Origin of the sequence: Kocuria tytonicola, assembly GCF_003687455.1 — a bacterium.
Taxonomy (GTDB): domain Bacteria; phylum Actinomycetota; class Actinomycetes; order Actinomycetales; family Micrococcaceae; genus Kocuria; species Kocuria tytonicola.
In genome coordinates this window covers 23,169-46,420 of sequence record NZ_PHOA01000004.1, presented here as the reverse complement: position 1 = coordinate 46,420, position 23,252 = coordinate 23,169, and the positions used below count along the sequence as shown (strand labels likewise).

Annotated in this window: 23 protein-coding genes; 9 read left to right on the top strand and 14 right to left on the bottom strand. The window is 72.2% G+C overall.

Going from position 1 to position 23,252, the window contains the following annotated elements; translation table 11 throughout:
• Positions 1 to 3 precede the first annotated feature (3 nt).
• A complete protein-coding gene (locus CWC38_RS01295) occupies positions 4 to 1,005 on the bottom strand; it encodes a general stress protein (RefSeq protein WP_121845041.1) in 1,002 nt (333 codons plus the stop codon).
• A 226-nt stretch (positions 1,006 to 1,231) separates the two neighbouring features.
• Between CWC38_RS01295 and CWC38_RS01290 the strand changes: the two genes are divergently transcribed.
• The 3 genes from CWC38_RS01290 to CWC38_RS01280 are packed head-to-tail and all read left to right on the top strand — an operon-like array spanning position 1,232 to position 4,429.
• Positions 1,232 to 2,530, top strand: a complete 1,299-nt coding sequence (locus CWC38_RS01290; RefSeq protein ID WP_121845040.1) for a magnesium transporter MgtE N-terminal domain-containing protein — start codon at positions 1,232 to 1,234, stop codon at positions 2,528 to 2,530.
• On the top strand, positions 2,523 to 3,230 hold the full coding sequence (locus tag CWC38_RS01285) for a DUF1003 domain-containing protein (protein WP_121845039.1): 708 nt from the start codon (positions 2,523 to 2,525) through the stop codon (positions 3,228 to 3,230). The genes CWC38_RS01290 and CWC38_RS01285 overlap by 8 nt, the downstream gene beginning before the upstream one ends.
• Entirely contained in the window at positions 3,227 to 4,429 is a 1,203-nt protein-coding gene (locus CWC38_RS01280; protein ID WP_240624985.1) for an Mrp/NBP35 family ATP-binding protein, read from the top strand. Before CWC38_RS01285 ends, CWC38_RS01280 begins: the two co-directional genes overlap by 4 nt.
• Positions 4,430 to 4,475: 46 nt before the next feature.
• Here the strand turns inward: CWC38_RS01280 and CWC38_RS01275 are convergent, their stop codons facing one another.
• Positions 4,476 to 4,835 (bottom strand): twin-arginine translocase TatA/TatE family subunit, encoded by a 360-nt coding sequence (locus CWC38_RS01275; RefSeq protein ID WP_121845038.1) that lies wholly within the window; start codon positions 4,833 to 4,835, stop codon positions 4,476 to 4,478.
• Positions 4,836 to 4,879: 44 nt separating this feature from the next.
• A complete protein-coding gene (locus CWC38_RS01270) occupies positions 4,880 to 5,566 on the bottom strand; it encodes a hypothetical protein (protein ID WP_121845037.1) in 687 nt (228 codons plus the stop codon).
• A 237-nt stretch (positions 5,567 to 5,803) separates the two neighbouring features.
• Here CWC38_RS01270 and CWC38_RS01265 point away from each other — a divergent pair, with 237 nt between their 5' ends.
• From CWC38_RS01265 to crcB, 3 genes are read left to right on the top strand one after another with little or no spacing between them, the layout of a single operon-like run.
• Entirely contained in the window at positions 5,804 to 6,436 is a 633-nt protein-coding gene (locus CWC38_RS01265; protein ID WP_121845036.1) for an O-methyltransferase, read from the top strand.
• Positions 6,436 to 7,014 (top strand): fluoride efflux transporter FluC, encoded by a 579-nt coding sequence (locus tag CWC38_RS01260; protein ID WP_240624984.1) that lies wholly within the window; start codon positions 6,436 to 6,438, stop codon positions 7,012 to 7,014. The genes CWC38_RS01265 and CWC38_RS01260 overlap by 1 nt, the downstream gene beginning before the upstream one ends.
• Positions 7,011 to 7,382, top strand: coding sequence for a fluoride efflux transporter CrcB (crcB, locus tag CWC38_RS01255; RefSeq protein WP_121845034.1), 372 nt, complete (start codon positions 7,011 to 7,013; stop codon positions 7,380 to 7,382). The genes CWC38_RS01260 and crcB overlap by 4 nt, the downstream gene beginning before the upstream one ends.
• Before the next feature lie 113 nt (positions 7,383 to 7,495).
• Here the strand turns inward: crcB and CWC38_RS01250 are convergent, their stop codons facing one another.
• The 4 genes from CWC38_RS01250 to dapE all read right to left on the bottom strand — a co-directional run bounded on the left by CWC38_RS01250 (position 7,496) and on the right by dapE (position 11,132).
• On the bottom strand, positions 7,496 to 7,663 hold the full coding sequence (locus CWC38_RS01250) for a DUF3117 domain-containing protein (protein WP_121845033.1): 168 nt from the start codon (positions 7,661 to 7,663) through the stop codon (positions 7,496 to 7,498).
• 125 nt (positions 7,664 to 7,788) lie between these two features.
• A complete protein-coding gene (locus CWC38_RS01245) occupies positions 7,789 to 9,084 on the bottom strand; it encodes a putative hexosyltransferase (RefSeq protein WP_240624983.1) in 1,296 nt (431 codons plus the stop codon).
• Between the two features lie 83 nt (positions 9,085 to 9,167).
• Positions 9,168 to 10,004 (bottom strand): LOG family protein, encoded by an 837-nt coding sequence (locus CWC38_RS01240; RefSeq protein WP_121845031.1) that lies wholly within the window; start codon positions 10,002 to 10,004, stop codon positions 9,168 to 9,170.
• Positions 10,005 to 10,025: 21 nt separating this feature from the next.
• Positions 10,026 to 11,132: a succinyl-diaminopimelate desuccinylase gene (gene dapE / locus CWC38_RS01235; protein WP_121845052.1), complete on the bottom strand. Its 1,107-nt coding sequence runs from the start codon at positions 11,130 to 11,132 to the stop codon at positions 10,026 to 10,028.
• A gap of 140 nt (positions 11,133 to 11,272) precedes the next feature.
• Between dapE and dapD the strand changes: the two genes are divergently transcribed.
• Positions 11,273 to 12,244 carry a 2,3,4,5-tetrahydropyridine-2,6-dicarboxylate N-succinyltransferase gene (dapD, locus tag CWC38_RS01230; RefSeq protein WP_121845030.1) on the top strand — a complete coding sequence of 324 codons (972 nt, stop codon included), beginning with the start codon at positions 11,273 to 11,275 and terminating at the stop codon, positions 12,242 to 12,244.
• Between the two features lie 169 nt (positions 12,245 to 12,413).
• Positions 12,414 to 13,430, top strand: a complete 1,017-nt coding sequence (gene galE, locus CWC38_RS01225; protein WP_121845051.1) for a UDP-glucose 4-epimerase GalE — start codon at positions 12,414 to 12,416, stop codon at positions 13,428 to 13,430.
• A gap of 187 nt (positions 13,431 to 13,617) precedes the next feature.
• Here the strand turns inward: galE and CWC38_RS01220 are convergent, their stop codons facing one another.
• From CWC38_RS01220 to CWC38_RS01190, 7 genes are all read right to left on the bottom strand, one after another.
• Entirely contained in the window at positions 13,618 to 14,919 is a 1,302-nt protein-coding gene (locus CWC38_RS01220; protein WP_121845029.1) for a citrate synthase, read from the bottom strand.
• Between the two features lie 174 nt (positions 14,920 to 15,093).
• The gene (dapC, locus tag CWC38_RS01215; RefSeq protein WP_121845028.1) at positions 15,094 to 16,239 is read right to left on the bottom strand and encodes a succinyldiaminopimelate transaminase; all 1,146 of its coding nucleotides are present in this window, start codon (positions 16,237 to 16,239) and stop codon (positions 15,094 to 15,096) included.
• A gap of 4 nt (positions 16,240 to 16,243) precedes the next feature.
• Entirely contained in the window at positions 16,244 to 16,567 is a 324-nt protein-coding gene (gene fdxA, locus CWC38_RS01210; RefSeq protein WP_121845027.1) for a ferredoxin, read from the bottom strand.
• 62 nt (positions 16,568 to 16,629) lie between these two features.
• Entirely contained in the window at positions 16,630 to 17,055 is a 426-nt protein-coding gene (locus CWC38_RS01205) for a hypothetical protein (RefSeq protein WP_240624982.1), read from the bottom strand.
• Between the two features lie 197 nt (positions 17,056 to 17,252).
• Positions 17,253 to 18,158, bottom strand: a complete 906-nt coding sequence (locus CWC38_RS01200; protein WP_121845026.1) for a PIG-L family deacetylase — start codon at positions 18,156 to 18,158, stop codon at positions 17,253 to 17,255.
• A gap of 2 nt (positions 18,159 to 18,160) precedes the next feature.
• Complete coding sequence (typA, locus tag CWC38_RS01195) at positions 18,161 to 20,068, bottom strand: translational GTPase TypA (protein ID WP_121845025.1); 1,908 nt, start codon at positions 20,066 to 20,068, stop codon at positions 18,161 to 18,163.
• Between the two features lie 175 nt (positions 20,069 to 20,243).
• Positions 20,244 to 22,433, bottom strand: coding sequence for an alpha/beta hydrolase family protein (locus tag CWC38_RS01190; protein ID WP_121845024.1), 2,190 nt, complete (start codon positions 22,431 to 22,433; stop codon positions 20,244 to 20,246).
• A 108-nt stretch (positions 22,434 to 22,541) separates the two neighbouring features.
• Here CWC38_RS01190 and CWC38_RS01185 point away from each other — a divergent pair, with 108 nt between their 5' ends.
• Positions 22,542 to 23,252, top strand: coding sequence for an AzlC family ABC transporter permease (locus tag CWC38_RS01185; protein WP_121845023.1), 711 nt, complete (start codon positions 22,542 to 22,544; stop codon positions 23,250 to 23,252).

The window sequence follows — 23,252 nt, the reverse complement described above, 5'->3', positions numbered from 1 at the left end:
GACTCAGCGGCGGTTCTCCGGGGTGCCGTTCTCGGCGCCGCCGCCCTGCTGGGCGTCGCGTGCGTCCCGGGCGTCCTGCGCGGCGGCGGGGCCACCCGTGCGGGTCCACGGCGCGGAGCGGTCGACCTCGGGAGTGGCCTCGGCCTCCACGCGGATGCCGTACTGGGGCCGTCCGTCCGGGAGGTCGGGGAACTTCGCGGAGCGGTTGGGGTCCTGCTGCTGGGCCGCCGGGCCCGGCTGCGTGTCCTGGGAGGCACCGGGGGCCGACGCCGCGGAGCTGCTGCCGTGCGCGGCACCGGAGGGCGTGCCCTGGCCCGGCACGCCCGGCCGCCCCTCGGGGCCACCGGTGTACGTGCCGTTCCGGGGTGCACCGCCGTGGGGTGCACCCTGCCGGGCTCCGCCGTGGCCCGGGTCGCCCGGGCCCCACTGCTCGCCGTTCCCCCCGTCCTGCCGGGCCCCGCCCGGACCGCGTCCGCCGAAGGGGGCGGGGTTCTGGGCGCGTGCCCCGGCACCCGGCTCACCGGGCATGCCGCCGAGCACCTGACGGGCTTGCCCGGCCACCTCGGGTGCGGCGAGGACCTCGTAGCTGCCCGCCACGATCCGGCTGGTGGAGGTGAAGTCCCGCTTGCCGCGCGACATCGCGTACGTGATGGTGGCCATCAGCATGAAGAACGCCCCGCCCAGCAGCATGGTGAGCAGCACCGTGGGCACCATGTTCGCGCCCCCGAACATGGTCATGACCAGGCCGAAGAAGGCGCCGAAGAAGATGCCGTTGAGCGCCCCCTGCAGGGCCACCCGCGGGTACGAGAGCCGCCCGGTCACCTGCTCCACGGACTTCAGGTCGCTGCCGATGATCGAGACCATGGCCACGGGGAAGTGCTCGTCGGACATGTAGTCCACGGCCTTCTGCGCCTCGGCGTAGGTGCGGTAGCGCCCCACCACCTCCCCGCGGGGCATCTCCGGGGCGATGGACAACTGGGCTGGGCTGCGGTTCGGGTTGCTCATACCGGACATTGTCCCGCACAGCGGTGCGAGCGCGCCGGGAAACCCCTGGGGCATCGCAGCGGGTGAACCCCGTGGGACCGCATCCCGCCGGTGTCGTGGCACCGCACCTGCCGGGGTGCCGCCTGTCCCCGGCCCTGCTCCGGTCCCGCAGGGCCACGGCCCCGTGGCGTTGTGCCCGGTCCGGCCCCGAATGTCCCCATCCTGCGTGGATCACTAGGCTGGGCGGGTGAGCACAAACCTTTCCAAGATCTTCGTCGCCCGGCTGATCGGCCTGGACGTCTTCGACCCCCTGGGCGACCGCCTGGGGCGGCTGCGCGACGTCGTCGTGCTGCTGCGCCCCGGCACGCGCCCGTCCGTGAAGAACCGGCCCCTCGTGGTGGGCCTGGTGGTGGAGGTGCTCGGGAAGAAGCGGGTGTTCGTGCCCATGACCCGCGTGACGAGCATCGACGCGGACCAGATCATCTCCACGGGCCTCGTGAACCTGCGGCGCTTCGAGCAGCGCGGGGCCGAGACCCTCGCCGTGGGCGAGCTCTTCGACCGCACCGTGGTGCTGCTGGACGGATCCGGCACGGCCACCATCGAGGACGTGGCCATGGAGAAGTCCAACAACCGCGGCGACTGGGTGGTGTCGCAGCTGTTCGTGCGCCGGTCCCAGGCCACGGGCGGACTGATCCGGCGCCGCAACCAGACGCTGATCGTGGACTGGGAGGACACCGACGACCCCTCCAACGCGGGGCACCAGCCCGCCACCCAGTGGATCGCGCAGCACGAGGAGGACCAGGCCGCGGACCTCGCGGACGAGCTGCGGGACATGCCGGACAAGCGCAAGCTCGAGATCGCCGGGGAGCTGCAGGACGAGCGCCTCGCGGACGTGCTCGAGGAGCTGCCGGAGGAGGACCAGGTGTTCATCCTCACGCACATGGCGAAGGAGCGCGCCGTCGCCCTGCTCGAGGAGATGGACCCGGACGACGCCGCGGACCTGCTCAACGAGCTGCCCGAGGCGGAGGCCGAGCGCCTCATCACCATGATGGAGCCCGAGGACGCCGAGGACGTCCGGCGCCTGCGCGAGTACGAGGAGGGCACCGCCGGTTCCCTCATGACGCCGGTGCCCATCGTGCTCTCCCCCGAGGCCACCGTGGCGGAGGCGCTCGCGCACATCCGCCAGGAGGAGATCATCCCCGCCGCGGCCTCCGCGGTGCTCGTGTGCCGCCCGCCGCTGGAGACCCCCACGGGCAAGTACCTGGGGTTCGTGCACACGCAGCGGCTGCTGCGCTACCCTCCCCCCGAGGCCATCGGCAACCTGATCGACCGGTCCATCGAGCCGGTCTCCGACCAGGCGTCGCTGGCGGACGTCGCTCGGGAGCTGGCCACCTACGACCTCACGATCCTGCCGGTGGTCAACGACCAGGACCGGCTCGTGGGAGCGGTCACGATCGACGACGTCCTGGACGCGCTGCTGCCCGACGACTGGCGCACGTACGACGACGGGACCCCGGTCCGGAAGGTGGGCAAGAGGTATGAGTAGCCCCAGGCAGAGCACAGGCTCGCAGTATTCCCCCGGTCCCCTGGACCAGCCGCGCGAGAAGCGCCCGGGGTTCCTCAACCGCTTCCGCCCCAACCCGGACTCGTTCGGTGAGCTCACGGAGGCCATTGCCCGCTGGATGGGCACCCCGCAGTTCCTGCTGTGGATGACGGTGTTCGTGGCCATCTGGCTGTCCTGGAACACGCTGGCGCCGGAGGAGATCCAGTTCGACCCGCGGTCCCTGAACTTCACCCTGCTGACGCTCATGCTGTCCCTGCAGGCGTCCTACGCGGCTCCGCTGCTGCTGCTGGCGCAGAACCGCCAGGACGACCGCGACCGCGTGGTCGCGGAGGAGGACCGCCAGCGCGGCCAGCAGAACCTCGCGGACACCGAGTACCTCACCCGCGAGATCGCCTCGTTGCGCATCGCCATGCGGGAGGTCGCCACGCGCGACTACGTGCGCTCGGAGCTGCGCAGCCTGCTCGAGGAGATCATCGACGCCCAGGACCAGCGTGCCGAGGCGGCCGGGACCGGTGCTCCCGAGCGGAAGTCCGAGAGCGCACGGAAGTCCGGGGGCGGCAGGAAGTCCGAGCGGGCCAAGCGCCCCGGCGCGGCCGGGGAGACGGCACGCTCCGGTGGTTCGCACGCGGCGTCGGCCCCCGGGGCGGGGAACGACGGTGCGGGCGGGGAGACCCCGCGGTGACCGGGAAGGACGGCACCGCCGGAACCGTGGACCCGCGGCTGCGCAGCGCCCTGGACGGGGTCATCGACCCGGAGCTGCGCCGGCCGGTGACCGAGCTCGGCATGATCCCCGCGGCCACGCTGGACGGCACCACGGCGCACGTCACGGTGCTGCTCACCGTGTCCGGCTGCCCGCTGCGCGGGACGATCGAGGCGGACCTGCGCACCGCGCTGTCCGAGGTGCCCGGTGTCACCGAGGTGGTCGTGGACGTGGGCGTGATGACCCCCGAGCAGCGCCGGGAGCTGCAGGAACGGCTGGGTCACCACCGCAGCAACCCGTTCGCGGACCCGGACTCCCTGACCCGCGTGCACGCCGTGACCAGCGGCAAGGGCGGGGTGGGCAAGTCCAGCGTGACCGTCAACCTCGCGGCGGCCCTCGCCGCGATGGGGCGCACGGTGGGGATCGTGGACGCGGACGTGCACGGCTTCTCCGTCCCCGGTCTGCTGGGCATCACCCAGTCCCCCACGCGTGTGGGGGACATGATCCTGCCCCCCGTGGTGGAGGTGCCCGAGGGCGTGGACCGGCTGCCCCAGGACAGCGCGGCGGGCGCGGGGCACCGTTCGCGCGGCGTCGTGAAGGTGATCTCCATCGGGATGTTCGTGGACCCCGCCCAGCCCGTGGCGTGGCGCGGGCCCATGCTGCACCGAGCCGTGGAGCAGTTCCTCACGGACGTGCACTTCGGGGACCTGGACCACCTGCTCCTGGACCTGCCGCCGGGCACGGGGGACATCGCCATCTCGGTGGGTCAGCTGCTGCCCCGCTCGGGGGTGCTGGTGGTCTCCACCCCGCAGCACGCCGCGGTCAGCGTGGCCCAGCGCTCCGGGACGCTCGCGGAGCAGACCGGGCAGAGGGTCACGGGCGTGGTGGAGAACATGTCCGCCATGGTCATGCCGGACGGCTCCCGCATGGAGGTCTTCGGCGCGGGAGGCGGGGAGACCATCGCCACCTCGCTGAGCGAACGCCTCGGCTACCCCGTCCCGCTGCTGGGCAGCGTGCCGCTGGACGTCACCGTCCGGGAGGCCTCGGACCGGGGTGTGCCCGCGGTGTGGGCGGACCCGGACTCACCCGCCGCCGCCCAGCTCTGGGAGATCGCCCGGGCGCTGGACCGCCAGGGCCGGGGACTCGCCGGGCGCAGCCTGGGCATCACGCCGCGCGGCTGAGCCGTCCACCGCCCCGCGGGCCTGCGTGCCCCGGTGACGACGCCGCTCAGGTGGCCTCGGTGTCGAACGGCGCCCGTTCGCCCCGGGCCAGGCGCCGCACGGTGGGGGCGGCCACGGTGGAGGCCGAGTACTGCGGACGGGGGCGCTCGGCGTCGTCCTCCAGGAGAGCCTCCCGCACGATCACGCGGGGGTCGTACTGCCGGGGGTCGAGCTTGCGCCAGTCCAGGTCCGAGAACTCGGGGCCCAGGGTCTCCTTGAGGTCCTCCGTGGCACCCGTGGCGTAGCTGCGGACGGCCTTGACCATCTCCTTGAGCTTCTGGGCGTACTCGGGAACGCGCTCGGGCCCGATGATCACCAGGGCCACGATGAGAATGATGATGGCTTCTCCGCCAGAAATCCCGAACACGCGCTGAGCCTATCAACGTCGGGCAACGCCCCGCGGGGTCGTTCCTAGCCGAACAGCTTCTGCAGGCCGTCCACCACGGTGGCGCCGAAGCTCTCGTCGTGGCGCGAGGGCAAACTCACACGGGCGCGGTCCTCCGCCACCACCGCGCTCACGGTCTCGGCCACGGTGGCCGGGGGCGTGTCCGAGGTGATGGTGTAGACCGCGTCCGGGCGGACCATCACGGCGCGCCACGGGTCCTCGCGCTCCACCCACAGCCGGGACCCCGCCACCACGGACTCGTGCAACCCCTCGGCGCTGACGGGCAGTCCGCTCACGCCGTCCACGGGGTTCTCCGGGTTCACGTGGCCGCGCTGCTCCACGATCTCGACCGTGCCGCGGTCGTCGTGCAGGGTGAGGGCCACGGCGGGCTCGCCGCCCACGGTGGTCTGGCGGATGTCGGTCACGCTGTAGCCCTCCGCGGCAAGCCCGGGCACGGCCCAGCCCAGTGAGCGCAGGGAGCGGATGTCCGCCGCGGACGTGGTGTCCACCATGCCCTGGGCCCCCGGGGACCACGTGGCCGCGGCCTGCGCGCCACTGAGCTGCTCCTGCTGCGCCCTGCGACCCACGCTCCACACCGCGGTGGCGACCAGGGCCACGCACAGGCACGTGGCGACGGCGGCCACGAGAGTGACGGTGCGTCGGGCGGGCCGGCGCGTGGGCCGGACGGCCGTGCCTGCGCTGCGTGTGGACACCCCGTCCCCTCTCCTCGAGCGAATCCTGCGTGTGACGCGTCCCGAACCGGGGCGCGTCTCCATTGTTCTGCAGGAAACTGACAGCGATCTGGGCGGGCACCGGGGGTTCCCCGCGCCCCGCGCCCGGACCGCGATAGGCTGGCCTCCGGAAAACTCCGGCGCCACGCCGGGGCGTCACATCGGGCGCCGGGGCCCGCTGGCTCCCGCCGCACACGGCAGCGAAGGACATGCGCGTCCATGACCACGGACAAGACCACGAGCTGGGCCTACTGCGAGGCCTACGCCACGGAGGACGAGACCGCCTTCCGTGCCCGCGAGCGCTCCCTCGCCCTGCGGCTGGACCCCGTGACACCCGCCTCGGCCGCGCTCCTCACCGTCCTGGCGTCCTCCGCCCGACCCGCGACCGTGGTGGAGGTGGGCACCGGAGCGGGGGTCTCCGGGCTGGCACTGCTGCGGGGGATGCCCGCCGAGTCCGTGCTGACCACCATCGACACGGACATCCGTGCGCTGCGCGCCGCCCGGGACACGTTCCGCGAGGCGGGTTTCGAGACCAAGCGGACCCGCACGATCTCCGGCGCCGCAGCCCTCGTGCTGCCCCGCCTCACGGAGAACGCATACGACATGGTCTTCGTGGACGCGGACGTGGCCAACACAGCGGAGTACGTGATCGAGGGCGCGCGGCTGCTGCGCCGCGGCGGCATGCTCGTGGTCAACGACGCCCTGCACCAGGACCTCGTGCCGCAGCCCGCGCAGCGGCAGGAGGAGACCGTGATCATGCGGGAGGTCGTGCGCACCCTGCGTGACGAGCCCCGGCTGTCCACCGCGGTGGTGCCCACGGGGACGGGCATGCTGCTCGCCGTGCGCCGCTGATGCCTTCCCTGCTGCGCGACGTCTGTCTCGTGGCCCTCGGCGGTGCCGTGGGCAGCGTGGCCCGCTGGGGTGTGGCCCACGTGCTGCCCACCGGCTCCTTCGGGCACTGGCCCACGTTCGCCGTCAACGTCCTCGGTGCACTGCTGCTCGGGCTGCTCCTCGAGGCCCTCACACGGCCCGGTCCCGAGACCCCGCGCGCGCACACCGTGCGGCTGCTCGTGGGCACCGGGGCCCTCGGCGGGGTCACCACGTACTCCACGTTCGCGCAGGAGCTCTGGGACGGGGTCAGCTCCGGTGCCACGGGCCCCGCCCTGGGGTATGCGGGCCTCACGCTCGTCTCCGGTCTGCTCGCCGCCGCCCTCGGGATGATCCTCGGGGCGCGCGTGCGGGGCCCCGGCGGCGCCCGCGCGGCGGAGCAGGCACTGGACACCACCGCTGGGGACACGCGGACCGGTGCCCCGGCGGCGTCGGCCACCGCGAGCCCGACGACGCCTGGCGGCCTGCCTGCCGGCGCCGACGAGCAGCCCCCGGCCGGGTCGTCCTCGACCGGCCCGGCGTCCTCCGGGGAGCACCGGTGATCGCGGTGCTGGCCGTCGCGGTGGGCGGTGCAGTGGGCGCGGCGCTGCGCCACCTGACGGACCGCGCCGTGAGCGCGCGCCAGGAGCGGCCGTTCCCCCTGGGCACGGTGCTCGTGAACGTGCTGGGCTCGTTCGTGCTGGGCGTGGTCAGCGGGCTCGGCATGGTCCTGGGCCCCGAGTGGACGGTGGCCCTGGGCACGGGGCTGTGCGGGGGTTTCACCACCTTCTCCACCGCGATGGTGGACGCCGTGCGGCTGGCCCGCGAGCGCCGTGGTGCCGCGGCCCTGGCGGTGGTGCTCGGCACGCTGCTGTGGGCCCTGCTGGCCGTGGCCGCGGGTATAACGCTCGGGACGCGCTGGGCGGCCTGAGCACGGCTGAGCACGGAGCAGCGCGAGAGCCCCTCACCGTGGTGAGGGGCTCTCGCGCTGTGGAACCGGGGATCCGCGGGTCACGGGTCCGTTCCGAAGACGGGGTGACGCCGCTACTGGGTCACGCCGGAGAGGCATTCGCGCAGCTCCGCGGCCTCGTCCGCCTTGAGCTCGACCACCAGACGCCCGCCGCCTTCCAGGGGGACCCGCATGATCAGGCTGCGTCCTTCTTTGGTGACCTCCATGGGTCCGTCACCCGTTCTCGGCTTCATGGCCGCCATTTAGCGCTCCTCTTCGTGGATGTGTGCGCCCACCATCTTATCGAACGCGAACCCCTGGCCGTGACGCCGCCCACGGCCCCCGCCGCGCGGCCCGGCAGCCGCCGCCCCGTGCCCGGGTTGCGGTCTCACGGCGGGTAGTCCCCTCCCCCGGGGAGCTGCTTCCAGTGCCACAGCCACCCTACCCACACCACCTGCAGGACGGCTCCCGTGACCACGAGCAGCGTGCGGTACGCCCGGGACCCGCTCGCGTGCACGAGCGGCGCGGCGAGAGGGGCCCACGGCAGCAGCAGGCGGAACGTGGAGGACTGCGGGTTGAGCACGAGCAGCAGGTAGCAGCCGTACGCGGCGATCCACACGCGCACGAAGAACGGCAGCGAGCGCCGCACCACGCCGGAGCGCAGCACGCACACCACGGCCACCACGAGCAGCACCGGGGCCAGCAGCCCGCCCACCGGCCCGAAGAGCGAGACCGCCTGCTCGAACCACGGCAGCACGGGCACCACGGTGGAGCTCCCGCGCCACGCGGCCTCGGTCTCGGTGTACGCCCCAGGATCTCCGGTGACGGCCCACGCGATGGCGGGCCAGGCCAGCGCCGCCGCACACGCGAGCAGCGCGACCGCGAGCCAGCGGTCCGCGCACCGGTACCACGCACGACGCCGGGCCCGCACGTCCCGCACCGCGCGCCACAGCCACCACACGCCCAGGGCCGCCGCGAGGGCGACGCCGGTGGGCCGGGTGAGCGCCTGCAGCACCACGAGCACGGCGGTCCACACGGGCCGCCCCCGCACGACGCACAGGATGGCGCCGAGCAGGAGCAACAGGCTCAAGGCCTCGGCGTAGGGGGTCTGCAGCACGGGGGCCACGGGGTTGAACGCGAACACCGCCACGGCCCACAGCGCGGGGCGCGAGGTGCCACCGGGTGTCCGCGGGCCGGCCATGACGGGCGCGGTGCACACCAGCCGGTACAGCACGAGCGCCGCCCCGAACCCCGCGAGCAGGGACACCGTGGCGGCGGTGCCCGCCCAGCCCGTGCCGGTCACCCCGGCGATCCCCCGGGCCAGCAGCGGGAAGACGGGGTAGAAGGCCCAGGGATTCTCCTGCACCGTGCCCAGGGCATCCGTGGGCAGCTGCGAGGGGTAGCCCTCCCGGAAGATGGTGCGGTACCAGTCCGAGTCCCACGTGGCCACGAAGTCCAGGTACCCCAGCGGGCCGTCGCCCCACGGCCCCGGGCCCTGCTGCGCGCCCACCACGCCGAAGACGGCCCAGCCCCACAGCCGGGAGATGCCGTAGACGGCGACGACGGCGAGCCACCACGGAGCCCGCGAGAACAGGGCCCGCGTTCGGGCCGCTGCCCCGCGGGCGCGGCTCTCTCCGGCGCGCGGGGCGCGGCTGGCACCAGCAGAGTCCTGCGGTGCGGTCACCGTGCGGTCCCTCGCCGGGCTGTGGCCGGGCTCTTCGCACTCGCGCGGGAGGCTCTCGGAAGGCGAGTCGGGTGGAACCGGACTCATGCCTCGGAACCGGGGCGGGCGGCGTCGTCGTCCGGGGGTGCGATCCCCATGCCGGGGTCCTGGGCATGGACGGAGGTGAGGATCTCCACGACCTCCTCGGCGGTGTCCACCACGCGCAGCAGGTCGAGGTCCGCGTCCGAGGCCTTGCCCCCGGCCACGAGGGTGCCCGTGATCCAGTCCAGCAGCGGACGCCAGTACTCGGTGCCCACCAGGATCACGGGGAAACGGGTGATCTTACCGGTCTGCACCAGGGTCAGCGCCTCGAAGAGCTCGTCCAGCGTGCCGAAGCCGCCGGGCAGCGCCACGAAGCCCTGGCTGTACTTCACGAACATGGTCTTGCGCGCGAAGAAGTACCGGAAGTTGATGCCCAGATCCACCCAGTGGTTCAGGTGCTGCTCGTGGGGCAGCTCGATGCCGATGCCCACGGAGTGCGCCCCCACGTCCACGGCGCCGCGGTTCGCGGCCTCCATGACGCCGGGGCCGCCCCCTGTGACCACGGCGTAGCCCGCCTCGCCGACGGCCCGGCCCACCGCTCGCGCGAGCTCGTACTCCGGGTGGCCCGGAGCCGTGCGCGCGGAGCCGAAGACCGTGATGGCCGGACCCAGGTTGGCGAGTGCGTCGAAGCCCTCCACGAACTCGGCCTGGATGCGCAGCACGCGCCACGGGTCCGTGCGGGTGAAGTCGTCCGGCTCGGCGGGGCGCTGGTCCAGGAAGCGCTGGTCGGAGGTGCGCCGCTGCAGCTGGGCACGGCGCAGCACCACCGGACCCTTGTGGCGCTCGGCGGGACTGCTCGCGCCGGAGTCGGGTTCAGGAGTCGTGTCGTGGGAGGTCATGGACCCAGGCTACGTGCCGGATCAGGACAACCAGTGGGCGAGGGCGGCGTGGCAGGCCCGCACGGCGTCGTCGTGCACGTGCTCGTCGTCCGTGTGGGCCAGCAGGGCGTCCCCCGGACCGAAGTTCACGGCCGGGACGCCGGCCTCCGAGAAGCGGGCCACATCCGTCCAGCCGTACTTGGGCATCGGCTCCAGCCCCACGGCCGCCACGAACTGTGCCGCGGCCGACCGGTCCAGGCCGGGGCGCGCCGCCGGGGAGAGGTCCTGCCACTCGATCTCGTAGCCCTCGAACACCTCGCGCACGTGCTGCTGCGCCTGCTCCAGGGTCTTGTCCGGGGCGAAGCGGTAGTTGACCTCGGTCCACGCGGTGTCCGGGATGACGTTGCCCGCCACTCCCCCGCCGGTGCGGATGGCGTTGAGACCCTCCCGGTAGTCCAGGCCCTCCACGGTGATGGTGCGGGGCTCGTAGCGGGCCAGCCGGGCCAGCAGCTCCGCCTGCTTGTGGATGGCGTTCTCCCCGATCCAGGAGCGCCCCGAGTGCGCAGCCCTGCCGTGCGTGGTGATCCGGAAGCGCATGGTCCCGTTGCACCCGCCCTCCACGGTGCCGTTGGTGGGTTCCAGGAGCACCGCGAAGTCCGCTTCCAGCAGCTGCGGGGAGTGGCGCATCACGCGCCCCAGCCCGCTGGCGTCGCTGGAGACCTCCTCGTGGTCGTAGAACACGTAGGTCACGTCCCGCGTGGGCTCCCGCAGCTGCTGGGCGAGCACCAGCTGGACGGCCACCCCGCCCTTCATGTCGGTGGTGCCGCGGCCGTAGATCACGTCCCGGTCCCCCTCACGACGCCGCACGGACGGCACCGCGCCCAGCGCGCCCTCCACGGTGGGCAGGGGCACGGTGTCCAGGTGCCCGGCGAGGATCACCCGCTCGTCCCGGCCCAGCTCCGTGCGGGCCACCACGGTGTCCCCGTCCCGGTGCACGCTCAGGTGGGGCAGCTCGCGCAGGGCGGCCTCCACGGCGTCCGCGAGCGGGCCCTCGTGGTCCGAGACGGACTCCACGTCCACCAGCGCGGCCGTGAGGTCCGCGGGATCCATCGTGAGGTCGAGTGCGGGTGTCTGCTGATCGGCTGCCATGGCGGCCAGCATAGTCACCGGGTCCCCTCGTGCCTGGGAACGGCAGGTGCCGCACGGGCGGGTCCAGCAGACCTGGCCCACCTGGTGAGACGCGGCCCGCGCGCCACCGGTGGACACGGCACGACACTTAGGATGGGGCCATGACTTCAACGAGCGAGAGCACCGTCAATTCCCGCACCGCATCCGGCGTGGGCCTGGCCACCGTCGTGGATGCCGGCGAGCGCGCGGGCACCGTCCTGGACGTCTTCTACCCCGCCCCCGCCCTCAGCGCGAACCCCGACTCCAGCTACGAGGCGGACCTGCGGGTGGCCGCGACCACGGACCCCGACCGCAACGTGCGCTCCGGGATCGTGACCACGGTGGTCGACCTGGACGCGGCCCCGCAGGACACCGCGGACGCCTACCTCCGGCTGCACCTGCTCTCCCACCGGCTCGTCCAGCCGAACACGATCAACCTGGACGGCATCTTCGGTCTGCTCGCCAACGTGGCGTGGACGAGCCGCGGGCCGGTCCTGGCCGAAGAGCTCACCCGCTCCCTGCTCGCCCTGCGTGCGGGCGGGCCCGTCACGGTCTTCGCCGTGGACAAGTTCCCCCGCATGGTGGACTACGTGGTCCCCTCCGGTGTGCGCATCGGTGACGCGGACCGCGTGCGCCTGGGCGCGCACCTCGGCGAGGGCACCACCGTGATGCACGAGGGCTTCGTGAACTTCAACGCGGGCACGCTCGGCGCGGCCATGGTGGAGGGCCGCATCTCCGCGGGCGTGGTGGTCCACGACCACACGGACGTGGGCGGCGGCGCGTCCATCATGGGCACCCTCTCCGGTGGCGGCAAGCAGCGGATCACCCTGGGCGAGCGCTGCCTCCTGGGCGCGAACGCGGGCGTGGGCATCTCGCTCGGCGACGACTGCGTGGTGGAGGCCGGGCTCTACGTCACCGCGGGCACCCGCGTGTCCCTGCTCGACGCCGCCGCCGAGCCCCGCGTGCTCAAGGCCTCCGAGCTCTCGGGCGTCTCCAACCTGCTGTTCCGCCGCAACTCGGTGAACGGCGCCGTGGAGGCCCTGCCCCGCAGCGGCGGCTCCGTGGAGCTGAACTCAGTGCTGCACGCGAACTGAGCGCGGCGGCGTCGTCGCGCCGGGAGCGTGTGGCCGGTCCTGGCAACGGGACCGGCCACACACGTTCCGGCACCGCACGCCTTCGCGGCGTGCGGCTGCCGGGGAAAGGGGCGACGGGCCGGCCCCGGCGCGCAGAGGATTCCCGGGCGCGCTGGATAGGGTGGACCCCATGAAGATTCTTGTCACCGGGGGAACCGGCTACATCGGCTCGCACACCGTCCTCGCACTGCTGGAGGCGGGCCACGACGTGGTGGTGCTGGACAACCTCTCCAACTCCTCCCGCACGTCCCTGGAACGGGTCGCGGAGCTCGCGGGCCGCGACGTTGCCGCGTTCGAGCAGGTGGACCTGCTGGACCGCCCGGGTCTGGGCACCGTGTTCCGCGACCACCACCCGGACGCCGTGATCCACTTCGCCGGTCTCAAGGCCGTGGGCGAGTCCGCGGAGAAGCCGCTGTGGTACTACACGAACAACGTGAGCGGCACCGTGAACCTGCTGTGGGCCATGGAGGAGAACGGCTGCCGGTCCATCGTGTTCTCGTCCTCCGCCACGGTCTACGGCGCACCGGAGACGATGCCGCTCACCGAGAAGCTCGCCATGGACGCCCAGAACCCCTACGGGCGCACCAAGGAGCACATCGAGGACATGCTCACGGACCTGGCCGCCTCGGACGAGCGGTGGTCCATCGCGCTGCTGCGCTACTTCAACCCCGTGGGCGCGCACGAGTCCGGGCGCATCGGTGAGGACCCCTCGGGCATCCCCAACAACCTGATGCCCTTCGTCGCGCAGGTGGCCGTGGGGCGGCGCGATAAGCTCATGGTCTTCGGCGGGGACTACCCCACCCCGGACGGCACCGGCGTGCGGGACTACATCCACGTGGTGGACCTCGCGGACGGCCACCTCAAGGCCCTGGACCGGATCACCGCGGACCCCGGGCTGCACGTGTGGAACCTGGGCACCGGGCGCGGCTACTCCGTCCTGGAGGTTCGCGAGGCGTTCGAGAAGGCCTCGGGCCGGGAGATCCCGTACGAGATCGCCCCCCGCCGCGCGGGCGACGCCGCCGTGTCCTACGCCGATCCCTCCGCCGCCCTCGCGGAGCTGGGCTGGTCCGCGGACCGGGACATCGACACCATGTGCCGCGACCACTGGAACTGGCAGAAGAACAACCCCAACGGCTACGAGGGCTGAGCCCCTCCCCCGTGCCCCGGGCCGACGCCGCCGGGTGCGGTCAGATTCCGGGGCGCGGCGCCACGGTGCGCACGGGCTGCTCGGCGCGCCTCCTGCTGTGCACGGCCGAACGCCGCGTCACACGGGAACGCCGCCCCGGTCACCGAGAAGGTGACCGGGGCGGCGTCGTACCGGGAGACCGGTGGGGTCAGCTGGCCGTGGGGTAGTGGCGCTCGCCCTCGCCCACGTAGAGCTGGCGGGGACGGCCGATCTTGGTCTCGGGGTCCTCGATCATCTCGCGCCACTGGGCGATCCAGCCCGGCAGGCGCCCGATCGCGAAGAGGACGGTGAACATCTTCTCCGGGAAGCCCATGGCCTTGTAGATCAAACCGGTGTAGAAGTCCACGTTCGGGTACAGCTTGCGCTCCACGAAGTAGTCGTCCGCGAGCGCTTTCTCCTCCAGCCCGATGGCCAGGTCCAGCAGCTCGTTGTTGCCGCCCATCTTGGCCAGGACGTCGTGCGCGTAGCCCTTGATGATGCGCGCACGGGGATCGTAGTTCTTGTAGACGCGGTGCCCGAAGCCCATGAGGCGGACTCCGTCCTCCTTGTTCTTGACCTTCTCCATGAACTCGTCCGCGGAGAGCCCGCGGTTCTGGATCTGGTCCAGCATGGCGAGGACGGCCTCGTTGGCGCCGCCGTGCAGCGGACCGTAGAGGGCGTTGATGCCGGCGGACACGGACGCGAACATGTTCGCGTGCGAAGAGCCCACCAGACGCACGGTGGAGGTGGAGCAGTTCTGCTCGTGGTCCGCGTGCAGCATGAACAGGATGTCCAGGGTCTTGGCGACCACCGGGTCCACCTCGTACTCCTCGGCGGGCACGCCGAAGCACATGCGCAGGAAGTTCTCCGCGTAGTTGAGGTTGTTGTGGGGGTAGAGCTGCGGCTCGCCCACGGACTTCTTGTACGCGTACGCGGCCAGGGTGGGGACCTTGGCGAGCAGGCGGATGGTGGAGATCTCCACGTGCTCCTTGTTGAAGGGGTCCAGGGAGTCCGAGTAGAAGGTGGACAGCGCCGAGACCGCGGAGGACAGCACGGGCATGGGGTGCGCGGAACGGGGGAACCCGTTGAAGAACATCTTGATGTCCTCGTGCACCATGGTGTGCGTGGTGATCCGGTGCTGGAAGTCCTCGTACTGCTCGCGCGTGGGCAGCTCGCCGTAGATCAGCAGGTAGGCGGTCTCCAGGAAGTTGGAGTGCTCCGCGAGCTCCTCGATGGGATAGCCGCGGTAGCGCAGGATGCCCTGGGCGCCGTCGATGTAGGTGACCGAGGACCGCGTGTTGGCGGTGTTCACGAACCCGGGGTCGAAGCTGACGTTGCCGGTCTCCTTGAGCAGGGAGCCCACGCCGTAGCCCTTGTTGCCCTCGGTGACCTCCAGCATGGGAAGCTCGAGGGACTTGCCCTTCTCGTAGTTCAGTTCCACCTTGCCGGTGTTCTTCTTGGCCTCTGCCATGGTGAGTCCTTCACGGTTTGCTCGGGTGTTCCAGGTGTCGGTGCGCGCTGCGGGCCGTCACGGCGTCGTGGCAGCGCAAGGGCGTGCGCGTCCGGTGGGAACACGGTGTGATCGTGGTCCAACCTACTCGCTAGTGCGAGCGGTATTCCACTTGCCGCCGCGCGCGGGGCGGTCTCACAGCGCCTGTCGGAGACGCTGCACGGCGGCCGCGACGCGCTCGTCCGTGGCGGTCAGGGAGAGCCGCACGTAGCCGTGGCCCGCGTCCCCGTAGAACGTGCCGGGACCCACCACGATCCCCAACCGGGCGAAGCGCTGCACGGAGGTCCAGGTGTCCTCCCCCGCTGTGGCCCACAGGTAGAGTCCGGCTTCGGAGTGCTCCACGGTGAACCCGAAGGCCTCCACCGCGGGTTTCAGCGCCGCGCGGCGCTGCCGGTAGAGCGCCTTCTGCGCCGCCACGTGGGCGTGGTCCCCCAGGGCCACGCGCATGGCCTCCTGCACCGGGTACGCCACGATCATGCCCGCGTGCTTGCGGGAGTTCACCAGGGATGCCATCAGCACCGGGTCACCGGCGAGGAACGCTGCCCGGTAGCCCGCGAGGTTCGACTGCTTGGACAGCGAGTACGCGCTGAGCAGCAGCGACATGTCCCCGCCGCTCACCCGGGGGTCCAGCACGGACGGCACGGGCTCCCCGCCCTCGGAGACGTCCCAGCGGCCCCAGCCGAGCTCCGCGTAGCACTCGTCCGAGACCACCACGGCGCCCTGGGCGCGGGCCTGGTCCACGAGCCGGCGCAGGGACGCCACGTCCCGCACGATGCCGGTGGGGTTGCCCGGGGAGTTGACCCAGACCATGCGCGCCCGTTCGCGCACCGCGGGCTCCAGCTCGTCCAGTGAGTCGGCGGCCACGGACTCCGCACCCGCGAGACGCGCACCGATGTCGTAGGTGGGGTAGGCCACCACGGGGCGCACCACCACGTCACCAGGGCCCAGACCCAGCAGCAGCGGGAGCCAGGCCACGAGCTCCTTGGAGCCCACGGTGGGCATCACGGCCTCGGGGTCCAGGCCCGGCACCCCGCGGCGCTCGGCATACCACGCCGCCACCGCCTCGCGCAGAGCGGGCGTGCCGTGCGTGGTGGGGTAGCCGGGCGCGTCCGCCGCCGCGGCCAGGGCGTCCTGCACCACGAGCGGCGTGGGATCCACGGGCGTGCCGATGGACAGGTCCACCACGCCGTCCGCGTGCTCCCCCGCCTGCGCCCGGTACGGGGCCAGGGAGTTCCACGGGTAGTCCGGCAGGTCCAGGCCGAAGCCCCCGCGCTCGCTCACCGGATCAGTCCTGGTTCTGCGGGGGCAGTTCCGCGATCATCGGGTGGTCCTTGTGGGTGTTGCCGAGCTTCGCGGCTCCGCCCGGGGATCCGAGGTCGTCGAAGAACTCCACGTTGGCCTTGTAGTAGTCGGCCCACTCGTCCGGGGTGTCGTCCTCGTAGTAGATGGCCTCCACGGGGCACACCGGCTCGCACGCACCGCAGTCCACGCACTCGTCCGGGTGGATGTACAGGGAGCGCTCACCCTCGTAGATGCAGTCCACGGGGCACTCCTCCACGCACGCCTTGTCCTTGACGTCCACGCAGGGCTGAGCGATCACATAAGTCACGTTTCTCGGACCTTCCCTTCAGTTCCCAAGTTGTCCAACATTCTAGCGAGGGGCCTTCGAGGCTATCGCGTGCGCCGACGCACGAGCCAACGTCCCGTCACAATCACGGCGGCCATGACGGCCAGGAAGACCACCACGAACCACAGGATCCCCACCACGCCGACGGGTGCCGTCCAGGTGGTGGCCACCAGCGCAGAGCCCTGCCGCAGGTAGGCACCCGCCCACGCCACGAGGTACGTGAGCAGTCCGGGCACGGCCGCGGCCCAGACCCGCCGGGTGGAGGTTCCGCACCACACGCCCGCGCACAGCAGCAGCATGCCGGAGAACACGAGCCCCCACGGAAACCACCAGCCGCCCAGGTACCAGATGCCGCCGTGCATGGCGGTGGCCACGGGACCCACCACGAGTCCCGTGGGCACCGCGGTCACCGCCGACGACGCCGTTCCCGGCCGTTCGTCCGCGCGGCCCGGAGTCTCGGGGTTGCCCACCGCGGAGTCCGCCTCCGGTTCCGCAGGCAGGGCCGCCCATGGTGCGGCGGGCTCCGTGCCGTTCAGCGGACGCGATCTTCTCCGGGCAGGAGGCGTCGGGGCGTCCCGCGCTCCCCGCGCGGCACCCGGTGCGCGCGGCGAGGTGGCGGCGCACTGGCCGCCGTCCCCGTCACGGCCGCTGTCCGAGTGCGGTGCGTTCACGGGGTGCGCCGATCGAGCAGCCGGTACGTCTCGGTGGTGTTGATGTGCTGGAGCACGCCGTTGGACATGGTGTACCCCGTGTCCTGCGGGTCCGGCGCGAGCACGATCTGCGTGGCGTGGGCGGCCATGGCGGCCCGTTTCACCGCGAGGTCGCCGCGGATCGCGGCCTGCAGCCGGCGGTCGGCGGGGTCCACCTCGCTCTCGATCCCCCACGTGAGGGGCACGGACCAGGCGTCGTTCTCGGCATCGCCCGCCGCCGCGGCCAGCTGCACGGCGCGCACGGTCACCCGGAACGTGGCCACGTGGTCGGGGTGGCCGTAGCCGCCGTCGTCCGAGTAGGTGACCACCGCGTGCGGCTGCAGCGCCCGGACGGCCGCGGCCACGTGGGCGGCGGCCTCCTCGGGATCGGCCGCGGTCAGTGCGGCGGGCGAAACATCCGCGGCGGGTTGGGCGTGGCCGTCCGGCCCCCAGCTCATGCCGGAGTCCACGTACTTCCCCGCGCCGTTGGCGAAGCCCACGGCCGGGTCCAGGGCGGGGGGCTCCCCCGCGTAGAACCGGTCCGTGAGGCCCATGGCGGCCGCGGCGGCGTCGAGCTCCGCGATCCGGTAGAGGCCCAGGGCGGTGCCGTCCGTGTCCGGGCAGTCCGGGTGCCCCACCTCCAGGTGGGCCAGGGCCGGCGGGATGACCTCGCCGCGCTCACCCCGCGTCATGGTGAGCAGCACCGTGACCGCCCCCAGGGCGCTGTAGTGGCCCATGGTCGCGGCGGTGTTCACCGCCTCGTCGTCCGGGTGGGCGTGCACGAAGAGCAGACGCGCCCGGGCGGGGTCCACACCCTCGGGCAGCAGCGAGTCCACTGCGCCCTCGGTGGCGTGTCCCCCGCCCGGGTACTTCGGGTCGACCACGATCAGGCGCGGGCCCGTGCGCGCGCCACCTTCAGGCGCTCGTTGGCGTCCAGGACCACCTTGCGGATGCGGATGGCCTCCGGGGTGACCTCCACGCACTCGTCCTCGCGCGCGAACTCCAGGCACTCCTCGAGCGTGAGCTTGCGCGGGGGGGTGAGGTTCTCGAACGTCTCGGAGGAGGCCGCACGCATGTTGGTGAGCTTCTTCTCCTTGGTGATGTTCACGTCCATGTCGTCGGCGCGCGAGTTCTCGCCCACGATCATGCCCTCGTACACCTCGGAGGTGGGCTCCACGAAAAACGAGCCGCGCTCCTGCAGGTTGATCATGGCGAACGGCGTCACCACACCGGCGCGGTCCGCGACCATCGAGCCGTTGGTGCGGTACTCGATGTCCCCGGCCCACGGCTCGTAGCCGTCCGCGTAGGAGGAGGCGATGCCCGCGCCGCGGGTGTCCGTGAGGAACTTGGTGCGGAAGCCGATCAGACCGCGGGAGGGCACCTTGAACTCCATGCGCACCCAGCCGGTGCCGTGGTTGCTCATGCCCTCCATGCGGCCCTTGCGCCCGGCCATCAGCTGGGTCACGGCGCCCAGGTACTCCTCGGGGACGTCGATGGTCATGTGTTCGAACGGCTCGTGCACCTTGCCGTCGACGGTCTTGGTGACCACCTGGGGCTTGCCCGCGGTGAGCTCGAAGCCCTCGCGGCGCATCTGCTCCACCAGGATGGCCAGCGCGAGCTCGCCGCGGCCCTGGACCTCCCACGCGTCCGGACGCTGGGTGGGGAGGATCTTCAGGGAGACGTTGCCGATCAGCTCCTTGTCCAGGCGGTCCTTGACCTGGCGCGCGGTGACCTTGGCGCCCTTGACGCGCCCGGCCAGCGGGGAGGTGTTGATGCCGATGGTCATGGAGATGGCGGGATCGTCCACGGTGATCAGCGGTAGCGGAGCGGGGTTCTCCAGGTCCGTGAGGGTCTCACCGATGGTGATGTCCTCGATGCCCGCGACGGCCACGATCTCACCGGGTCCGGCGCTCTCGGCGGGAACGCGGTCCAGGCCCCTGGTGGCGAGCAGCTCGGAGATGCGCACGCTCTTGAGGGTGCCGTCCTGGCGGGCCCAGGCGACGGTCTGGCCCTTCTTGAGGGTGCCGTTGAAGATGCGCAGCAGCGCCAGGCGGCCCAGGAACGGGGAGGCATCCAGGTTGGTCACGTGGGCCTGCAGCACGCCCTCGGGGTTGTAGGACGGCGCCGGGATGTGCTCGATGATGGTCTTGAACAGCGGCTCGAGGTCCTCGTTGTCCGGCAGCTCGCCGTTGGCGGGCTGGTCGGTGGAGGCGCGGCCGGCCTTGCCCGAGGCGTACACCACGGGGACGTCCAGCACGGCGTCCAAGTCCAGGTCCGGGTTGTCCTCGGCGATGTCCGAGGCCAGGCCCAGCAGCAGGTCCATGGTGTCCGAGACGACCTCTTCGATGCGCGCGTCCGGGCGGTCCACCTTGTTCACGACCACGATCACGGGCAGCTTGGCCTCGAGGGCCTTGCGCAGCACGAAGCGCGTCTGGGGCAGGGGGCCCTCGGAGGCGTCCACGAGCAGCACCACGCCGTCCACCATGGACAGCCCACGCTCCACCTCGCCGCCGAAGTCCGCGTGGCCGGGGGTGTCGATCACGTTGATGGTGATGGTCTCGCCGTTCGCGGCGGGACCGTCGTAGAACACCGTGGTGTTCTTCGCGAGGATCGTGATGCCCTTCTCGCGCTCCAGGTCGCCCGAGTCCATGACCCGTTCCGCAACCTCTCCGTGGCTGGAGAACGCGTGCGTCTGCTGGAGCATGGCATCGACGATGGTGGTCTTGCCGTGGTCAACGTGGGCCACGATGGCCACGTTGCGCAGATCGGCGCGCTGGGCGGTGTTTTCAGACATACACGAGTCTCTCTTCGCAGGTAGAGGCAGAGGGGAATCGTGGCGATTCTACTCCCCTCCACCTGCCGCCCCGCGCACACGTGACCGAACTCTCCGCCGCCGTACGCGGTGCTCGCCCGACGACGCCGCCGCGCCGCGGGTGGCGACGGCGGGGCGACGCTCCCGGCGGCCCGGTTCAGCCCAGCAGCTCGGGCCGCTCCCAGTCCTTCCCCAGCACGTGCTGGTCCAGGAACGCGAGGGTGGTCTCGTACCAGGTCCGTGCGTTGGCGGGCTTGAGGATCCAGTGCCCCTCATCCGGGTAGTAGAGGAAGCGGTGGCCCGCCACCGAGGTGCTGCGCTGCAGGTCCGCCCACAGCTCCAGTCCCTGGGAGACGGGCACCCGGTAGTCCTTGTCCCCGTGGATCACGAGCAGGGGCACCTCGATGCGCTCCACGAAGCGGTGCGGGGAGTACTCGGCGGCCTGGGAGGGGCCCATGGCCTCGCGCCACAGGGTGTTGTCCGTGGTGGCCCCCATGGAGTCCAGGTTCCACAGGGACGCGTGCGTCACGATGCACCGGAACCGGCCCCCGGTGTGCGTGGCCACCCAGTTGGCCATGTACCCGCCGTAGGAGCCACCCATGAGCGCCTGCTTCTCGGGGTCGATGTCCGCGCGCGCCGTGGTGGCGTCCACGAGCGCCATGACGTCCGTGAACGGCGCCCCGCCCAGCTCCTGCTGACCCCGTTCGATCATCGACTGGCCGTAGCCCGTGGAGATCGCGGGGTCCGGCAGCAGCACCGCGTACCCCTTCGCCACGAACGGCCACGGGTTCCAGCGCCAGCTCCACTGGTTGTTGGAACCCCACGGACCCCCGTGCACGAACACCACGAGCGGGTGCCGGGTGCCCGCAGCACTCTCGGGCAGCGCGAGCCACGCGCGGATCTCGGTGCCGTCCCCGGCCGTGGTGGTGACCTCCTCCAGACGCCCGGGCACGGCGTCGTCGGGAACCAGCCCGGTCACCGGGGCGGGTCCTGCGGATCCCTCGGGCGCGTCCGACGGCGCCGGGTCACCGTGGCTCGACGACGTCGCCCGCGCACCGGCGTCGGAGGCTGCCGCACCGGGCGCGGACCAGCGCACCAGCTGCGCGGGGTGGGCGTAGCTCGCACGCAGGCCCACGAGGTCCTCCCCCGCCACGCGCACCGAGGAGTAGGTCCAGTCCTGGTCCGCGCCACCGGCAGCCGTCTGCACGCGGACGTCCCCGCCGCGGGGGCAGTGCACCCGGAGCACGATGCCGCGGCCGCGGTGGTCGGAGACGCACACGAACGAGTCGTCGTCCAGCCACGCCGCGTCCGCCGCCCAGTGCTCGTCCCACGGCACGGCCTCGATCTCCTCGCCGGTCGCCATGTCCCGCACCCACAGCGACAAAGCCATGTTCACGCCGTCCCGCCAGAGCCGGTGGCGGGTGAGGACCACGCGGGAGCCGTCCGGACTCACCTCCCCCGGGGACCACTGCTCCGCCACGGAGGCGTCGTGCAGCAGCTCGGCCTCCCCCGCGCCGACCGGCCCGCCGCGGGACGGTGCGGGCTCACCTGCAGCACCTTCCCGCTCTGCCGAGTCCGCTGCGCCCGCGCCCTCCGGGCTGTCCGCGGCGGGTGCCGGGGCGGGCAGGGGGATGCGCCACAGCTGCGTGCGCTCCACACCGCCCTCGGCCACCACCGCCATCTCCACGAGCAGCCACGTGCCGTCCGGGGCCACCGACACGTGGCCCAGACGCCCGGCAGGCAGCTCGACGCGCCGGACGGCCCCGGCGGCGTCGTCATCCGCCGAGAGGGACCCGGTGTCCAGGAACCAGAGGGCGTCCTCCGCCGCCGGGAGGTCGTGGTCCCAGAAACGGATGGGCGAGCGGTCGTGGAGCACGGCGCTCACACCGGTCTCCTCCCGGCGGTCGTGGCTCTCGCGGTTGCGCGCGAACTCGTCCTGCGCGCCGCGGGCGGCGGGGTGCAGGCCCGAGACGAAGAACAGCCGGTCCCCACCGAGCTGGAGGTGGGAGATGCCCTCGGGGGCGTCCAGCACCGCGCGGGCCTCACCGCGCTCGGGAAGCAGCCACAGCCGGGTGCGCTTGTCCTCGTCACCGGGCACGGGGCGGTCGGAGGTGAACCACACGGTGCCGGAGCCGGTGGGGCAGGCCTCCCGGACGCCCCTCTCGTCGTGGGTGAGCTGCACCGGCTCGCCCCGCGCGGGCACGGCCCAGGCGTGGGTGACGTAGCGCGTGCCGTCCGGGGAGAGCTCCTGGCGCAGCGCGACCACCGGGCCGTCGCGGTGCGCCGCGAGTCCGGCGAGTCGAGGGGTGGCCACGAGGTCTGCGGGAGTTGCGTAACGAGAGGTCATGTGTCGTAGGTTACAGTCGCCCAGCGACGCGCGGAGTCCACCGCAGGCCCGGGTCCGCGCTAGCGTGGCCGGGACCCGCAGGACGAACGGTGAGGAGCGCCGCCCCGCATGAACACGGAGAAGGGCAGCCTGCCGTGGGCCCTGAGGGTCACGGTGCCCGTGGCCATGGGGTACCTGCCGCTGGGCATGGCGTTCGGTGCGTACTCGGTGTCCCTGGGATTCGCCCCGTACCTCGCGCCGCTCACCGCACTGGTGGTGTTCGCGGGCTCCATCGAGTTCCTGCTGGTGGGTTTCGTCGCCGCGGGCGCCGGGCTGGCGCAGATCGCCGTGACCACACTGCTGGTGAACAGCCGCCACGTGTTCTACGGTTTCTCCTACCCCACACACCTGCTGCACTCCCCGTTCGCGAAGTTCTATGGTCCCTACGCGCTCACGGACGAGGCCTACGCGCTGATCAGCAGCGGAGTGCATCCCACCACCCAGCACCAGCTGCTGCTGGTCCAGGGCGTCTCGCACTTCTACTGGGTGTTCGGCGCGGCCGTGGGTGCCTTTGCGGGTGGACTCGTCCCGGAGTCCGTCGACGGCTTCGACTTCGCCCTCACGGGTCTGTTCTCCCTGCTGTTCGTGGGCGCGATCACCGCCTCGACGCAGCGGAGCAAGATCCTTGCCGCAGCGCTGCTCTCCATCGGCGTGGGACTGCTGCTGCCGCGCAGCCTCTTCCTGCTGGGCGCCATGCTCTGCTACGCCGCGCTGTGCGTCCTCATGGTGCGGCGTCCGCGCAGGACCACGACGCCGCGCGGTGCCGGCAAGAAAGCATGA